This is a genomic window from Edaphobacter sp. (genome assembly GCF_028283685.1).
Classification (GTDB): domain Bacteria; phylum Acidobacteriota; class Terriglobia; order Terriglobales; family Acidobacteriaceae; genus Edaphobacter.
On sequence record NZ_JAPWKF010000010.1, the window covers coordinates 330,311 to 346,572 of the forward strand.

Sequence of the window (16,262 nt, forward strand, 5' to 3'; positions counted from 1 at the left end):
CGACAACCTGATCCCCTGCAAGGACGGGGGCGCGAGCGATTAATATGGTCGAACGAATGACGCTGCGGGAGATCATGGTTCGGCTGGGACGGAAGGCACCGACGGTGCAGGCCGGGCTGTGCACGGCGCGGGCCGGCGAGCTGCCGGGCCGCTATCCTGCAGGCGAGCGCCACGTCATCCTCGCCATGATCCACTGCAACGCCTGCGATGTGGAGACCGCCATCATCACACTGTTGGAGTCGCACGGCTGGCGCGATGTCGTCGTCGAGGAGCACAAGCAGCTGGAGGTGCCCTTCCTCAGCGAGGACCGCCAGATCCGCTCCTGCTACGTGAGCGCTGTCACCTCCGACGGCGGCTTCGTCGTCTACAGTGAGCCGATCGCTTCTTAACCTTCAGCTAACCCTTCAATGCGCGACGCAGCGACTCCAGGTAGCTGTAGCCCCAGATGGTGTCGGGCAGCAGCACGCCATCCTCGGTCCACTCGTTCCACGCATTCAGGTAGATCATCTTCTGGTGCGGCGCGGTTGCGGTGAAGTGGCGCGCGGCCTGCACCAGCCGCTCGAACTGGTCGGGTGAACGGTTGATGGCGACGCAGGAGAACTCGCCGAAGCGCGGGCTGTCGTCCCAGCCGACCGAGCAGGTGGGATGGAATGGCACGCCGGTCTCCGAGCGCAGCTTCGGCCACGACGCGATGGCCTCCTTCACGCCACTGCCGTACGGGATGCGCGAGCCCGGCGGCCTTCCACCATACGTCCATCCGAAGGTGCCATAGATCACGGCGGAGTCGAAGCCCATCTCCTTCAGCCGCGAGGCGTACTTCGTGTAGCCGTTGCAGACCTGTATGTGGAGGTGGTTGACGCCGTGCCGCTGCGCGCGTTTGCGGAAGGCTTCCAGCGCGCGCGGCGTGCCGGCCTCGCCCATCTGCTCGACGACCTTGCCGAGATCGAAGATGCCGAAGACGGGCGCGCCGTCGATGCCGAGATAATTCGACTGGCCGAAGTAGTGCTCGCAGCAGTAGTCGGCGACGCGCTCAAAGTCGGCCAGCGAGTGCGTCTGCGGCGAGAGGATCGCCGCCTGTCCGGGCGAGCGCGCCGGGTAGACACTCTTCCAGTCGTGATTGGCCCACATGATGGCGAACTTCAGCTTGTCGCGGTTGGGAGCCTTCATCATGCCCTGCTCCAGCTGCTCCTGGTAAAACTGCACACCGTCGTGCCAGTACCAGTCGATCATCCAGGCGTCGACGCCATACGTATGCGCGAGGTCGATCTCGCGCGCCGCCCATGCGGGATCGGCCTCGTCGTAGTAGCCCCACAGCGGATAGTGCGGCATGGTGTGGCCGGGAAACAGCGGCTTCGCGTTGCGCAGCGTGTCGAACTCGGTCCAGCCCTTACCGTAGTGCTGCTCCATGAAGGGTGAGGGGTGCCACGAGGGAAAGTTGAACGCCACAGTGGTGACGTCGTTCGGCCTGCTCAGATCTTCTGTACCCACAGCCGCGTGCAGCGCGGCCTCGGTGAAGTAGTCGGCCTCGGCTGCGGGACCGATCAGCGCGGGAGGCGTGTCGGGATTCGAGCGCATGGCCAGCGAGCTGGCAAGCTTGTCGCTCGTGGTCTGCGCCGAAGCTTCCGGCAGCAAGGTGGATGCGAGACCTGCGGAAATGGCTGAGGAAAGCAGCGTGCGGCGGTTCATCGTCACAGAAGACTCCTGACCGTATTGTGGTGATCTTCGCAACGCGCAGATGCTGCTCGTTGCCGGGGAAGCAAGACTAACAAATCCGCTGCGGACAACACCGACGGGTGGCGCGCTTGAGGCCAATGCGGTTAGTGTGGATGCGTAAACGAATCAGCCCCCTCCCGGAGATGACCCACCTGATGCGCTGCCTACATGTTCTTCGCCACTCGACTGCTGCCGTTCTGCTCTTCGCCCTCTCCACCTTCACCGCGCACGCGCAAGCCGCTCCTGCTCCAGCGCCCAAGCCTGCGCCCGCAGGCAAGATTCCGCGCCACGTGCTGGTGATCGGCGAGACCAAGGGCTTTGAGCATGACTCGGTACCCGACGCCATGGCCGCCGTCTACAACATGGGCAAGTCCAGCGGGCTGTGGGAGACGGTGATCCGCACCGACACCGAGCTGATCACCAAGAAGAACCTCGGCCGTAACGCCAAGAACCTCGACTACTTCGATGCCATCGTCTTCGCCAGCACCACCGGCGAGCTTTCGCTCGACGACGAGCAGAAGGCGGCGCTGCTGAGCTTCGTGCACGAAGAGGGCAAGGGCTACGTCGGCATCCACGCCGCGCTGGACACCAACTACAAGTGGCCCGAGTACGGCAAGATGACCGGCGGATGGTTCAACGAGCATCCCTGGATGACGTTCAACGCGCCTATCCGCAACGAGGCGCCGGACTTTCCCGCGACACGCCACTTCCCTGCCTCGTTCCACAAGTTCGACGAGATCTACCAGGCCAAGGACTGGTCGCGCAGCGACGTGAACGTACTGCTGAGCCTCGATCCCTCGAAGCTCGACTACAACAATCCGCGCGTGCATCGCGACGACCACGACTTCGCCGTAGCGTGGGCGAAGATGTACGGCAAGGGCCGCGTCTTCTACTCCACGCTGGGCCACACGCGAGAGAGCTGGGACGATCCCGACATCCGCACCATGTACTTCGAGGCGATCAAGTGGTCGCTGGGTATGACGGACGGCAGCACCGAATCTCATCCGGCGCCACCGGCGAAGTAATCCATCGCAGCACAGCCAGGTTGCAGGAATGATTGCTTCCGGCAGCCTGGCCTGTTGTCCCGACCCGTTGTGCCGCGGTCTGCAAATCTAACTCCTCCGATTGCAATCTGGTCTGCACCCGCGATCTAGAGCGACCCGTCTTCCGACGGCATTGGATCCTGAGGAAGTCCCTCCAACAGCGCCGCCAGGTCTCTCTTCATAAACGACAGCCGCGCCCGAAAGTCATAGAGCATCGCCTGACGATCATCCAGATCGCCGATCGAAAGCTTGATGTTGTCTCCAGGCCGGCTGGCAACTCTTTGTATCTTTGCGTGTGCCTGGGGTGAGCCCTGCGGTGGAATCCGACCGAGCTTCGTCCAGGTGGCGATAAGGCGCTGTTGCCGTGGCAGCTTGTCCGGGTCGTTGGGAGCGGCAGAGTTCATGAATCGTGCCACCACCGGTGGATAGATGTTGTTCGGATCGCCGGGCAGGTCGAAGATGCGCGCCAGCATATTGCTTGGCACCTCCAGGGTTCCGCTGCCACGGGAATGGACGATCAAACCGATGACCGACAGCGTTGTCGTTGACGATCCTGCGATGACACCAAGGACGCCGGAGGCGCGTGTGTGCGCCGTCAGGCCCAGGGCGGCGCTTGCCGTGCCTACGCTGCCACCGATGCCAAGGCTCGCAAGATTGAGCAGATCAATCGTTCTCTGACGCCTTGCGGCAAGATAGTTTTGCAGCTCCTTCGTCTCTGCGATCTCGGCATCGATCTCCCCCATGGTCGCATCCACCTGGAGCGATGCCGTCGTGACATCCAGAAGCAACCGCTGGTTCAACCTGATCTGCTGCAATGCCTGGCCGGGATCGGAAGTATTGTTCAGCGATCGCAGGCGGTTCAGGACCGGGAGGATATTGAGGGTCCTGGCAGTCTGCTCCGGGGTTTGGGTCTGCTCGTCATCCACTGCGAAGACAGGTTTCGATTGGGCGTGAGAGCTGATCGCTATGGCCAGCAGAAACGTGAGATAAACGAGGCGGTTTCGCATGGCCGCCAGTTTATCCTCTGCCGTTGGCCGCGAGCATCAACGGAAACGGCGACAGGAAGCCCCAGCTGCGGTAAAGCTCCCATTACGCCGGACGCGGATTGAACTGCGTGCAGAGTGCAAAGCTCTCCTCGAGGTACTCGATCAAGACACGGACGCGTGCCGGAACGCGGCGGCCCGCGGGACGCACGGCAGAGATCGGCACGGTTTTCTCGTAAGGAGTCATGAGCCGAAGCACCGTTCCCTCCCGCAGCTCCGCCGCAAAGAGCCATGCCGGGGCCTGCGCCACGCCCAGGTGTTCAAGCACTCCCATCCGGAGCTGTTCAAGGTCCGTGGTGCGAAATGCCCCTGAGGGCATGAGTCGCTGCACCTGTTCTCCTGCTCCGAACTCCCACGGATGCACGGTGCCGCCTTCGATCCACGGAATTGCGGGGAGAGGACGGAGGTCGGCAACGGTCTGCGGCAGGCCGTGACGCGTTACAAATTGCGGCGTCGCGACAAGAATGATGAGAGTCTGCGCAAAGCGTCGCGCGATCAGACCGGAGTCCGGCAGGTCTCCCGAATGAATGGAGAGGTCGTAGCCCTCTTCAATCAGCTTCGCAGGGTTATCGCAGACGCCGAACTCCACTGCGATCTCGGGATAGCGCTCAAAGAACGCTGCCAGCTTGGTGACCATGTGCAGACGTGCAAACGATGGAGGTGCGGCGACACGCACAAGCCCTTTCGGCGCAACCTGCCCTCTGCCGATGCGCGATGCAGCGCTCTCGAAGTCCTCCAGGATGCGTTGCGCCGATTGATAGAACTCGCCCCCGGCCTCCGTCAGCGAGATGGAACGCGTGTTGCGTCGCAGCAGTTCGGTGCCCAGCTCCGCTTCCAGAGCCGAAACCTGCTTACTGACCGCAGGCTGGCCGATGGCCCGTTCTTTTGCCACCGCGGAGAAGCTGCCGGTCTCCACAACTCGAACGAAGATCTCCATCGCGCCAAACCGATCCATCTGCTCCTCCTAATCTCCTGAACCAGCATTTTATCGGCCTCTGCCCCATAAGCAGGAACCCGAAAGGGTGGACGTACAGCCCTGATTGCGGTCTCGGATTGATGCGCTTTTTGGAATAGAACCTATTCCTGAAAGAGCGCCACCGCGCGAGTTTGTCTCACATCAGATGTCTAGCTTGCAGACAGGATCGGGCAGATCCTGCAATCGGCCGGCTCAAGGAAGAGGAGAGATCATGTCAAAGCTAGAGAACAAAGTGGCATTGGTTACGGGAGCATCCAGAGGAATCGGTGCTGCGATCGCGAAGCGTCTGGCTGCCGATGGAGCAGACGTTGCGATCACGTATGCGAAGGACGTCAAAGCAGCAGAGGCCGTCGTGTCGGCGATTGAAGCTATCGGCCGAAAAGCAATCGCCATTCAGGCAGACGCAGCGGATAGCAGCGCGGCATCTGCCGCGGTCGAGCAGGTCGTGAAGCAATTCGGCCGTGTCGATGTGCTCGTCAACAACGCGGGCACCGCGATTCCGAAACCTTTTGAAGAGGCCACGCTCGAAGAGATCGACCGCATCATCGCCATCAATGTGCGCGGCGTTCTTGTCACAACGCAGGCCGCGTTGAAGCACATGCCTCATGGAGGCCGGATCATCTCGATCGGCTCCTGCGTTGGCGAGCGCACCATGACGCCAGGGCTGACGGCATACGCCGCGACGAAGGGCGCTGTGAAGATGTTTACGCAGGGGCTATCGCGGGAGGTCGGCGGTCGCGGCATCACGGTGAACAATGTCCAGCCGGGGCCAATCGATACCGATCTGAATCCGGCATCCGGCGACTGGGCCGCGCCACAGCTGGCCAACACCGCGCTGAATCGCTATGGACACGTCGATGAAGTCGCCGCCCTGGTGGCATTCGTCGCAAGTCCGGAGGCAGCGTACATCACCGGCACCAACCTTACGGTGGATGGCGGAACCAACGCCTGAACAAGTGGGGGTCCTGTTCAGGGCCCCACTCCTATAAAGAGCAGCTTCTGGTGAAGCACTCACACGAGGAAAAAGAAATGCTCGACCTTAGCAACAAAACAGCACTCGTTACAGGAGCGTCGCGTGGCATCGGCCGAGCGACGGCGCTTGCTCTTGCCGCAGCAGGAGCGCGCGTACTCGTCCACTATGCTCGTTCGGCCCACGAGGCCGAGGGAGTCGTCGCTGCGATCCGGGAGGGCGGCGGGAAGGCTGATGCACTGGCGGCTGATCTGTCGATCCCCGAAGGTGCCCCCGCACTGGCCGATCAGGTGAAAAACCTGGCCGGAGAAGGTCTGGACATTCTGGTGCTGAACGCCGGCGTCAGTAAAGCAGCAGCACTGGCGGCATATACCGCCGCAGACCTGGATACGTTGTTCGCCACGAATGTGCGTGGCCCCTTCCTGCTGGTGCAGCAGATCGTCCCGCTCATGAAGGAGGGGGCGAGCATCATTGCGGTGACCTCGGCCGTCGCACGTATGGTCGTCGGGAAGCCGGGCGTCGACAATCCTTCCGTCCTGGCCTACGCCTCCACGAAAGGGGCGTTGGAGACGCTGACGAAGAACTGGGCCGCCATGCTGGGACCGCAGGGAATACGCGTCAACGCTGTCGCTCCAGGCATCATCGATACCGATATGTCGAACTTCACCAAGACGGAGGCCGGACGCGAGACCGCTCTCGCGATGCAGGCACTCAAGCGAATCGGTAAGCCGGAAGATGTCGCAGACGTGATTGCTTTCTTAGCCTCGGATGCCGCGCGCTGGATCACCGGCGCAAGCATTCCTGTCGATGGAGGCTCGCGGCTGTAAGACACCTCCTGCTGCAAGCAGGAAGATCGCCGCGACTACTTCACGTCCGCTGCCGCCAGCATCTGCTGGAACTGTCCCATCGTGCGCATGTCGATCGACTGCGCCACCAGCTTGCCCTCGCGGTTGAAGACGAAGCTCTGCGGAATGCCTTCGATGTGGAACGCCACGTTGGTCTTGCGCTCCGGGTCCAGCAGGATGGGATAGGTGAGGTTGTGCTGTACAACGTAGGCGTTCACCTTGGCCGCGTCCTCGTCGGAGATCGACAGCACCACGACGCTCTGGTCGGCGTACTTCCTGGCGATGGTGTCGAGGTCCGGCATCTCCTTGCGGCAGGGTGGGCACCACGTCGCCCAGAAGTTCACCAGGACGACCTTGCCGCGCAGCGCCGAGAGCGTCCACTCCTTGCCCTGCAGATCCTTCAGCGTGAAGTCGGCCTTCTCGATGGATACCTCGTTGGCCGCCAGCGCAGCCACGGCCTTGATGTACTGCGGTGTTTCCAGCGTCGTCGTCACATGCTCGTAGCGCACCAGCTTGGCCAGGTCGATGTACGGAGGTGCGGGGTCGCCCTCCTTGGCGGCCGGCTGCGGCTGTTCGATCAGTGTCTGGGTCAGCGTGTCGGCCACCGTCTGCAGGGCCTGGTGGCCGAAGTCGCCCTCGGTGGAGAGGTGCGTCAGCCCGACGGCCAGGCGCAACTTGTTGGGTGCGATGGGCAGGGTGCGAATCTCCAGCGCCAGCGTCGTCGTCTTGGCGCCGCGCTCGGTGTCCGGCGTGTCGCGGAGGCTTTTGATGCCATCGACGATGACCTGCTCGGTGGGAGTATAGACGGGCGCCTTGTCTGCGGGCTGCGCGAACAGCGACCCAGCAGCCAAAATCATTGCAATCAATAAGGTACGAGCGGGGAAGGGGCTCTGGGAGGTCATGGGAATCGGACTGTCGAATCTCGATCATATATGCGACTCGCGTCGCCGCCATCCCCCAAATGGGGACGGGTATCCGCGTCGTTCCCACGACTTGTTCACTGTTCAACAAACGTTGTTTTTAGCGTGACCGGGCGACTATCTGACTATCTGTTGCTGTGACGATCACCAAAATCCACGTCGCCAGAGCCTATCCCCTGTCAAGATACTTGATCAGCACGACCTCGTTCCCGCTCTCGTTGTAGATCAGCTCATCGACGATGTTGCCCGCCAGCAGAACGCCATAGCCGCCGGGCCGGATGCCTGCCTCCTCGCGGCGGCGAATGTGCTCCAGCGGGTCCTCCAGCGGGTTGGCGATGCCGCCCTCCGCCAGCTGCCCGCGGCGAAACCCCGGCCCGGGGTCACGGATATGGAAGACGAGGCTGCGCGCCGTCCGCACCGCCGTCATCTCCACGGTCTGGTCTGGGTTGAAGGCAGTGCCGTGCTCCATCGCATTCAGCAGAATCTCGCGCAGCGCGCGGATCATATCCTGCAGCTCGTCGGAGGGCAGGCGGGCGTTCAGTTCGCGGGCGAAGGTCAGCAGGCGGTCGGCGGTGAGCATCTGGCAGTTGACCCGAACGGTGACCCAGCCCGCCCGTGCCGAGACCACGTAGATCTCGTCTCTCCAGTCGCTGGACGAGGCCGCGCTTTGCGCCAGGTCGGCGATCGCCTCCACGGAATACGGCTCGCTGAAGCAGGCAAAGACCCTGGCGCGCAACGCCGCGATGATCTCCTCGGGTGTCGAGCGCGGGGTCAGCACGATGCACTTCACGCCCGGCCGGATCAGCCGCATCTCTTCCAGGAGAGCCAGATCGTCGTCTACGGGCGTCTCCGGGCAGGTGATGACCACGCCAAACGACCTCAGCCTCAGCCGCTGCAGTGCATCCGCATTGCCCGCGGCATACTCCATCGCCACACCAGCCGCGGTCAGCCGCTCGCCGATGGCACAGCTGACACTGTCAAAGGTCCCGATCACAAGAATCCGGCTCATGCACAAGGCTCCTGAAAGAGATACCGGTAAAGAGTTGGGGACGAGTGGGCCGCCAGAGAATCATACACAGCGCCCTCCCCGGCCTCGTCCGTGGCCAGCCTGGGATATGGTGGAGAGACCGATTCTCCTCTGAAGGGTATTACGACGTGGTGCGTGGTTTCGTTGCAGCAGTATTGACGATGTGTGTCCCGGCGATTGCCCTGGCCCAAGACAAAAGCGGGAGCAGCAAAGAGCAGGACAAGCAGGTCCGCATCAACCAGATTCAGGTGATCGGCACGCACAACAGCTACAACATGGGCTTCGCTCCCAGCGAGGCGAAGTACGTCGCAGAGCACGACCCAAAGACCTTTCATGGGGTCGAATACCACCACCAGACCCTGCCCCAGCAGCTGGACGGAGGCGTTCGCCAGCTGGAGCTCGACATCGTGCAGGACCCCGCCGGGGGACGCTTCGCGCATCCGAAGATCGTCGAACTGACGAAGGACGCCGGCCTGCCCGCCGACCCGGACTTCGACCCCAACCACGACTTCCTGAAGCCCGGCTTCAAGACCATCCACCTGGGCGACATCAACCAGCGCTCCGCATGCACGCTTTTCACGCAGTGTCTGCGCGACATCCGCAACTGGTCGAAGGCCCACCCTCGCCACGTACCGATCTTCATCCTGATCGAAGACAAGCAGGGAAAGATCAGCACGCTGCCGGACGCCGTCACCGCCGAGCCCTGGACCGCAGCCACATGGGACGCGATGGACGCCGAGATCCGCTCCGTCTTCAAACCCGGCGAGATCATCACGCCGGACGATGTGCGCGGCAGGGATGCCACGCTCGAAGCGGCCGTGCTCGCAGGCAAATGGCCGACGCTGAAGCAGGCACGCGGCAAGGTGGTCTTCCTGCTCTACAACCGCAAGTCGGCCCCGGCCTATCTTGCAGGCCACGCGATGATGAAGGGCCGCCTGCTCTTCGTGAACGGCCGCCCCGGCGAGCCGGAGGCAGGCTTCGTCGAACAGGACAAGGGCACCGCAGCCGAGATCGCCGCACTGGTGAAGAAGGGCTACCTCGTCCGCACCCGCGCCGACTACAACACCGACCAGGGCCGCACCAACGACACCACCCGCAAGGACGAGACGCTGAAGAGCGGAGCACAGATGGTCAGCACCGACTTCCCCGCCAGCGAACCCGCACCGTGGACCGGCTACACCGTGGCGCTTCCCGGTGGGTTAGCAGCGCGGTGCAATCCGGTGAATGCTCCGGCTGGGTGCAGCGACAAGTTGATCGAGGCCAAGGGCAAGTGAGCTTCGGGCGACTCTCTACAAATCTGGACGAAGCAAAAACACCCAAGGCTTCCTGAAACGAGAGGCGACTGACGTAGCTCTCAATCGTTGATGGCCCCGGGACCGTTTTGCGGTCCGCGGGGCCATTCGGTGTTAGCAGACGGCCCGTAAGCCGAATTCTGTTCTAGACGATCATTCCTCTACGCGACGTATTACTACGGCGCTTTAGCAACCTACCCGCGGGTTTCGGCTCCTCTTGCGAGGTCTCTCCGCCTTGGCGCACCGGGCCGATACGCCATCGCCGCCTGAAGAGAAGCGGCGATATCCCTGCCTATTTGGTCTTGCTCCGTGTGGGGTTTACCATGCCGCCACCATTACTGGTTGCGCGGTGCGCTCTTACCGCACCTTTTCACCCTTACCCCCGCTCGCTTGCGCTTGCGAAGGCGGTATATTCTCTGTTGCACTGGCCGTCCGAATGGCTTGAACCATCCGTCCCGGACGTTATCCGGCACACTGCCCTGCGGAGTTCGGACTTTCCTCCCCCGGAACCCGCTTGCGCGAGGCCCGGCAGCGATCATCCAGCCGCCTGCTGTCTTCATTCTACCGCGAGGCGATGCCGCATTGCGCCTTCAAAATTCTGCCGGTCGGCGTTACTGTGGAGAGGTTTTTCCGAGCGAACCTACTGGGAAATATTGCATCGGCCGCGATAACTATACATCCATATAATAATCACCCAAGGAGATCGCCAATGGCCGCAACCATGAACGCCCTCACCGCCGAACGAAGAGCGATGCTGATCGAAGGGCCCATCGGCCGCGCGCTGTTCAAACTGGCGCTGCCGATCACCCTGGGACAGATCCTGCAGACCGGCTACCAGCTGACCGATGCCTTCTGGGTGGGCCGTCTTGGAGCCTCCGCCGTGGCCGCCGTGGCGGTCAGCTTTCCGGTCACCTTTCTCATCATCGCCCTGGGATCGGGCCTGGCCATCGCCGGAGCCACGCTGTCGGCGCAGTACATGGGCGCGGGCAATCAGAAGATGGTGGACCACGTTGCCGGGCAGACCATGCTGATGGTCGCCGTCACCTCGACAGTGCTGGGCGGCGCGGGTTTTGCCGTTGCGCCGTTCCTGCTGCACAAGATGGCGGTCGCACCCGACGTCTATCACGACGCGCTCGGCTTTCTGCGCGTCTCCTTCGTGTCGATCGTCTTCGTCTTCGGCTATGCCATGTTCCAGGCGCTGATGCGCGGCGTGGGCGAGACGCGCATTCCGCTGCTGATCGTACTGGGCACGGTGCTGATGAACTTCGCCCTCGACCCGCTGTTCATCTTCGGATGGGGACCGATTGCAGGGCATGGCGTAATGGGCGCTGCGATGGCGACCGCCATCACGCAGGGGCTCGCCGTCGTTATCGGTATCGTCATCTTCGCTCGCGGCAAGCATGGTATTCACCTGCACTGGAACGAGCTGCGGCCCGACCCAACCTATATCCGCCGCGCCTTTGCGCTGGGGCTTCCGGGTTCGGTGGAGCTGTCGACGCGCGGCCTGAGCATGGTGGTGCTGTCATTCTTCGCCGCCGGCTTCGGCACGCTGACCACGGCGGCCTACGGCGTCGGCTCCAGCATCCTGCAGGTGGTCATCATTCCGGCGATGGGCATCTCCATCGCGGTCTCGACGCTGGTGGGTCAGAACATCGGCGCGGGTAAGACGGAACGCGCCTCGCGCGTCGCCGTGCTGGGAGCGGTGGCGAGCTTTTTGGGACTCACCGTGGTCGGCGTGCTGGCCTGGGTCTTCGCGCCGCACATCGTCGGCTTCTTTGTGCCGCACGACGCCGAGGTGATCGCCCAGAGTGCGCACTTTGTCCGCATCATCTCGCTGGCCTGGGGGCTGATCGGCGTGCAGTTCTGCTTCATCGCCGTCTTCCGCGCCTGCGGCAACACCGTCATGGCGATGACGATCGCGCTGGTCTCGCAGTGGCTGGTGCAGTTTCCCACGCTCTACATCCTGTCGAAGCACACGTCGCTGCACGCTGACGGCATGTGGTGGTCGTTCCCGGTCAGCAACATCGCGGGCGCGCTGATCTCCGGCATCTGCTTTGCCGCTGGAGGCTGGAAGAAGAAGCGCCTCACCGACGAAGAAGAGCTGAAGGTCGCCATCACCGACGAGGAGATCGTGGAGGAGGGGCTGCGATGAGCCGCCCCTCACGCAATCAGGACCAGCTGCTGATCGAGACCGCCAAGCGGCTGTACCCCGAGGTCGGTGCGAGCGGCATGAGCCTGAAGCGCATCGCGGACGAGGCCGGGGTCAACCTCGGCATGTTCAGCTACTACTTCGGCTCGAAGTCGAACTTCATCCGCAAGGTGCTGGAGGCGCTGGCCGAGGAGTCCCGCGTCGACAACGCGATTCCACTGCCGGCCTCGGCTCCCTCCATTGAGCGGCTGCGCTGCTTTCTGCTCACGATGAGTCACTCCTACCGCGACCACCGCCGCCTGGCGCTGGCCATGTACCGCGACTTCCTCAACCAGGACCCCGACGTCACCGAACATCTGTTAGACAGGGTCCTGCTGCAGACGACCGAATTGACGCCTCTGATCGAGGAGTGCCAGCGCGACGGCTACGTCGACGACACGCTGGCCGTGCAGCAGATCATCGGCTTCTGCATGGGCACGGTGAAGACGCCCATCGTCGTCGCCGCCTCGCAGGAGCGCGAGCCCGACCAGGGACCGCAGCTGCTGCAGGAGGGTGTCACAAGAATGCTCACCGACGAGTCCATTGCGCAGCGTGTCGAGCTGGCGCTGCGGGCCATCGCGAAGCCCGGTCCCGCGCGGCGATAGGGCACCAGGCCCCAACAGACAGCTTTTGTTTGCCATTCCCTTCTTGTTTGCCATCCCCGCAGCACATCCAGACAGAAAAAGCCCCAGGCCAAACGGCCCGGGGCTCTTCTTAACGTCACGATTCGCTTACGGCTTGGTCTTCAGGAACGCGAGCAGGTCCGTGATATCGTCGTCGGTCAGGTTGGGATGCGGAGGCATCGGCGGCTTGCCCTCGGGAATGCCTTCCTTGGCCACGGTGCGGACGCGCTTCTCGCCCACGCGATCCACCACGCCGACCAGCGACGGGAAGACCGGCGGCATGCCCGCGCGGTTCGGCTGATGGCACATCGAGCAGTTGGCCGAGTACAGCGCCTTGCCGTGCTCTGCGTTGCCCGCGCCGCCTGCTGCCTTGGCCGGAGCCGGTGCAGCATCCTGATGACCGGAAGGAGCACCAGGAGCAGCCGGGGTCTTCAACGCGGCCATCTGCGTCGCCTTACCGGCGGCTGAACCGCCGACGACCGGGGCCTTGGCTCCGGCAGAGGCTGCAGCCAGCGGCGAGACCGTCGTTGGCGTCGTCACCGGAGCAGGCGTCGTGGTGGCGGATGGGGTCGCCATCGCGGGCACCACGTAGTTGGCGTGCGGCTTCTCCAGCCAGGCGGCGAGGAAGTTCTTCGAGAAGCCTGCGTTCTCTTCCACCGCCGCAATCGGCATCACGTGCGCGCCCGAGGGCACATCGGACTGGGTGGCATTCTGGCTCAGCTGCAGCACGCGGATGTAGGCCGCGATCGCCCAGCGATCGACCGGGGTGATCTGCGCGGCATAGTCCGGCATCGCGCCGTAGCCGTTGCTCATGACATTAAAGAAGTGGCCCAGCGGGGCGCTGCGCAGGCGGTAGCTGTGGAAGCTGGTCGCCGCATAGTAGCCGCGCTCCACCACCATGCCCTTGCCGTTGCCCACACGCGAGTGGCAGGGCGTGCAATAGACGTTGTAGCGCTCCTGGCCGCGCTCGAGCACGGCAGGCGTGACCTTATAAGGCATTCCGTCGCCCTCAGCGCCGCCCTCGACCAGACCGGTCGTGAAGTAGCTGGGAGACTCTGCCTGCGAACGCGCCACGGTATTGACGACCTGCGGCCGCACCGAGCGACCGTCGGCGAACATCGTGGTGCCGCGCTGCGGGAAGAACTTCGGTTGGTCATGCATGTCCTGGCGACAGCCGGCCAGCGGCGCAAGCGCCAGGACCATAGCTGCAAACGGTACTGCTTTCCCGTACTGGAGACGAACGCTCCGAGTCATAAATCCGATTTTCCTGTGCTGGCGTTATGGGAAGGTTTCTTCTCTTCCCTGCACCGAAGGCTACACAGGCACGTGCAGGTTTTGCAACCGCTTACCCCGGCGAAGTTGCGCAGCAGGAGCGTTTGAGCCTGCGCAACCATCGCCCGACGCCCTTATCTTCGAGACCGTTACGAAGCTCCCGGCCCGAAAGAAGGGCACTCTCCGGAAAATCCGGGGGAGATGGCGACCGTCTCCGGCAGCCGTCTACACTACTGGTGTCGGCCAGAATCGAGCCGGATAGGCTTTGAGCCGGCTCCGCGGAACCCAGTCATGGACCATCCAGTCGAGGACCATCCCGTGATGGAGCAGCCCCTTTCCAGCCAGATGCCTCCGCTCGCCGCCCCCAGCTTCTATCTCAGCGGCCGCCAGCCGCTTCGCCCCGCGGCCATCCTGCTTGCGATCGTGGCTGCCGTCGCTGCACTCTCCTCGGTCCTCTATGCCCTGGGTCATAACGGACATATGCCTTTTACCCCCGACAAGCCCGGCTCTACCCGCTCCGCCGATGCGGCCAACAAGACCTCTCCCGATGACGACAAGGACGATCCCAACCAGGTCGACACCATCTATCTCGGCGATCCCGCCGACGCGCCCGTCCCCGCCCGCAAGGGGGACCACGTCAGCCCGGTCCACGCCACCATCCTCGTGCGCCTGCCCCGCTTCGGCGACCAGGTGGGCCTGATCCCCAATACCCCCGCCGGTCAGCTGCTCTACAACTGGCTCGCCGCCTTCAACAAGTCCAGCTACCCCGCGCTGGGCGACGCTCTGCCCAACGTCGCGCTCGCCTCTGCGGCGGCGGCACAGATTGAGCTTCGGCAGCAGACCGGCGGCTTCAACCTGCTCTCGGCCAAAGAGATCCAGCCCGGCGTCCTCGTCTTCCGGCTCCGCGACCAGACCCCGGAGGCGAACGAGGTCCTCGGCACCCTGCAGGTGCGGCCTGACTCCAGCCCCGCTGCCATCGCGAGCTTCAGCCTGCGTGCCGTTCCCCGGCCCCACCACGCCGCCGCCGCCGAAACCGTTCCGCTCCCGGCCGCCTCACCGCGATAAAAAGCAGCGATCGCCAGCGAGGGCCGATCCACGCATGGCTTGATAGAGTCAGCGCAGACAGAAGGAACTCCCTCCCTTTTCAAGGCTCTCGAGAGAGCAGGTGACAGGCATGGGGAGAAAACCGTTACACTCAAACGCGTGAAAATGAAGAGCCTGTTTGTCTCCATCCTGGCGACCGCGTTAGCCTCGACCGTCGCCGCGCAAGACACCAAAGCGTTTCTCGGTCGCTGGGACATGACCGTGACCCCTGCCACCGGAAAACCTTATCCGCAATGGATAGAGCTTACGGAGAGCGGCGGAAAAATTGAAGGTCGCATCCAGCCCAGGGGCGGCGCATGGCACCCGATTACCGGCGCCCGCATCGAGTCGGGCAAGCTGATCGTGGATGTGGGGGAAGCGCACCCCGGTTCAGAGATCAGCTGGGAGCTCACCTCCCCCAGCGCCGGCAAACTGACCGGCATCGAAAAGCAGGGTGATGCCAGCGGCCCAACGCTTGCCGGCGTGAAGGCGCCTTTGCTCGATCGGCCTATGCCCAAGAAGTGGACCAAGCCCAGACCGATCTTCGACGGCAAAGACCTTAAAGGCTGGGAGCCGATCGGAAACGTCGACAACAACAAGTGGGTGGCGCGCAATGGCGAGCTGGTGAATGACAATCCCGAGGTGCCCGGTCAAAGAGGGCACGGGGCTGCCAACATCATGACCACGGAAAAGTTCCAGGACTTCAAGCTGCATATCGAAGTGAACTGCCCGGAAGGCGGGAACAGCGGCATCTATCTGCGCGGCCGCTATGAGCTGCAGGTGGGCACCGAAGGCGGCAAGCTCCCGTCCCATGAGATGGGAGCGATCTACAGCTGGTATCCGCCGCCTGCGGGTGCGGAGAACAACCTCGGAAAGTGGACAACCTTCGACGTCACCCTGGTCGGCAGACATGTGACGGTGCTGCGCGACGGCAAGATGTACCACGACAACGTCGAGCTTCCCGGCCCGACCGGCGGCGCACTCGACAGCAATGAGTCCGAGCCGGGACCGTTCTATCTGCAGGGCGATCACCACGGTGTCATCCTCTACCGCAACATCACCATCTCAGTCCCGAAGAAGTAAGTTCTGTTTGGAATGCGCGTCTGCTGCCTGCCCGTTTTGTGCCAGTCACTGTTCGGGCAAGCAGGATGCGTTCCGCGAGTGAGGCCGAAGCCCGTCATTCGGCTGTAGACAATGATGGCCGCGCAGAGACTCTCTCTGCGCGGCCATCTTCACTTCGTCGTCGATTGCCTCTTCGGCTGGAGCT

Annotated in this window: 15 protein-coding genes and 1 other RNA gene; 9 read left to right on the forward strand and 7 right to left on the reverse strand. The window is 63.2% G+C overall.

The window, feature by feature from the left end; translation table 11 throughout:
• The first annotated feature begins 44 nt into the window (after positions 1 to 44).
• A complete protein-coding gene (locus PW789_RS19485) occupies positions 45 to 389 on the forward strand; it encodes a hypothetical protein (RefSeq protein ID WP_299380111.1) in 345 nt (114 codons plus the stop codon).
• Between the two features lie 7 nt (positions 390 to 396).
• Here PW789_RS19485 and PW789_RS19490 read toward each other — a convergent pair whose 3' ends face one another.
• On the reverse strand, positions 397 to 1,686 hold the full coding sequence (locus PW789_RS19490) for a glycoside hydrolase family 99-like domain-containing protein (RefSeq protein WP_299380114.1): 1,290 nt from the start codon (positions 1,684 to 1,686) through the stop codon (positions 397 to 399).
• Positions 1,687 to 1,868: 182 nt separating this feature from the next.
• On the opposite strand from PW789_RS19490, the gene PW789_RS19495 reads away from it, so the two are divergent.
• On the forward strand, positions 1,869 to 2,738 hold the full coding sequence (locus tag PW789_RS19495; protein WP_299380116.1) for a ThuA domain-containing protein: 870 nt from the start codon (positions 1,869 to 1,871) through the stop codon (positions 2,736 to 2,738).
• A gap of 125 nt (positions 2,739 to 2,863) precedes the next feature.
• On the opposite strand, the gene PW789_RS19500 is transcribed toward PW789_RS19495, so the two are convergent.
• Together PW789_RS19500 and PW789_RS19505 are read right to left on the reverse strand one after the other, a co-directional pair.
• On the reverse strand, positions 2,864 to 3,763 hold the full coding sequence (locus tag PW789_RS19500) for a hypothetical protein (protein ID WP_299380118.1): 900 nt from the start codon (positions 3,761 to 3,763) through the stop codon (positions 2,864 to 2,866).
• Between the two features lie 82 nt (positions 3,764 to 3,845).
• Complete coding sequence (locus tag PW789_RS19505; RefSeq protein WP_299380121.1) at positions 3,846 to 4,754, reverse strand: LysR family transcriptional regulator; 909 nt, start codon at positions 4,752 to 4,754, stop codon at positions 3,846 to 3,848.
• Positions 4,755 to 4,986: 232 nt separating this feature from the next.
• Here PW789_RS19505 and PW789_RS19510 point away from each other — a divergent pair, with 232 nt between their 5' ends.
• Both PW789_RS19510 and PW789_RS19515 read left to right on the forward strand, forming a co-directional pair.
• Positions 4,987 to 5,727, forward strand: a complete 741-nt coding sequence (locus PW789_RS19510) for an SDR family NAD(P)-dependent oxidoreductase (RefSeq protein ID WP_299380123.1) — start codon at positions 4,987 to 4,989, stop codon at positions 5,725 to 5,727.
• A gap of 77 nt (positions 5,728 to 5,804) precedes the next feature.
• The gene (locus PW789_RS19515; RefSeq protein WP_299380125.1) at positions 5,805 to 6,572 is read left to right on the forward strand and encodes an SDR family oxidoreductase; all 768 of its coding nucleotides are present in this window, start codon (positions 5,805 to 5,807) and stop codon (positions 6,570 to 6,572) included.
• 35 nt (positions 6,573 to 6,607) lie between these two features.
• Here the strand turns inward: PW789_RS19515 and PW789_RS19520 are convergent, their stop codons facing one another.
• Positions 6,608 to 7,447 carry a TlpA disulfide reductase family protein gene (locus tag PW789_RS19520; RefSeq protein ID WP_299380128.1) on the reverse strand — a complete coding sequence of 280 codons (840 nt, stop codon included), beginning with the start codon at positions 7,445 to 7,447 and terminating at the stop codon, positions 6,608 to 6,610.
• Positions 7,448 to 7,679: 232 nt separating this feature from the next.
• Positions 7,680 to 8,519, reverse strand: a complete 840-nt coding sequence (locus tag PW789_RS19525) for an ATP-binding protein (RefSeq protein ID WP_299380131.1) — start codon at positions 8,517 to 8,519, stop codon at positions 7,680 to 7,682.
• A 149-nt stretch (positions 8,520 to 8,668) separates the two neighbouring features.
• Between PW789_RS19525 and PW789_RS19530 the strand changes: the two genes are divergently transcribed.
• Positions 8,669 to 9,811, forward strand: a complete 1,143-nt coding sequence (locus PW789_RS19530; protein WP_299380133.1) for a phosphatidylinositol-specific phospholipase C1-like protein — start codon at positions 8,669 to 8,671, stop codon at positions 9,809 to 9,811.
• A 131-nt stretch (positions 9,812 to 9,942) separates the two neighbouring features.
• On the opposite strand, the gene rnpB is transcribed toward PW789_RS19530, so the two are convergent.
• Positions 9,943 to 10,380, reverse strand: an RNA gene (gene rnpB / locus PW789_RS19535) — RNase P RNA component class A.
• A 158-nt stretch (positions 10,381 to 10,538) separates the two neighbouring features.
• Here rnpB and PW789_RS19540 point away from each other — a divergent pair.
• Positions 10,539 to 11,981, forward strand: coding sequence for an MATE family efflux transporter (locus PW789_RS19540; protein WP_299380135.1), 1,443 nt, complete (start codon positions 10,539 to 10,541; stop codon positions 11,979 to 11,981).
• Complete coding sequence (locus tag PW789_RS19545) at positions 11,978 to 12,622, forward strand: TetR/AcrR family transcriptional regulator (protein ID WP_299380137.1); 645 nt, start codon at positions 11,978 to 11,980, stop codon at positions 12,620 to 12,622. The genes PW789_RS19540 and PW789_RS19545 overlap by 4 nt, the downstream gene beginning before the upstream one ends.
• Before the next feature lie 126 nt (positions 12,623 to 12,748).
• On the opposite strand, the gene PW789_RS19550 is transcribed toward PW789_RS19545, so the two are convergent.
• On the reverse strand, positions 12,749 to 13,894 hold the full coding sequence (locus PW789_RS19550; RefSeq protein WP_299380139.1) for a c-type cytochrome: 1,146 nt from the start codon (positions 13,892 to 13,894) through the stop codon (positions 12,749 to 12,751).
• 309 nt (positions 13,895 to 14,203) lie between these two features.
• On the opposite strand from PW789_RS19550, the gene PW789_RS19555 reads away from it, so the two are divergent.
• Positions 14,204 to 14,977, forward strand: coding sequence for a hypothetical protein (locus tag PW789_RS19555; RefSeq protein WP_299380142.1), 774 nt, complete (start codon positions 14,204 to 14,206; stop codon positions 14,975 to 14,977).
• Between the two features lie 144 nt (positions 14,978 to 15,121).
• Positions 15,122 to 16,078 (forward strand): DUF1080 domain-containing protein, encoded by a 957-nt coding sequence (locus PW789_RS19560; protein WP_299380145.1) that lies wholly within the window; start codon positions 15,122 to 15,124, stop codon positions 16,076 to 16,078.
• The last annotated feature ends 184 nt before the right edge of the window (positions 16,079 to 16,262 follow it).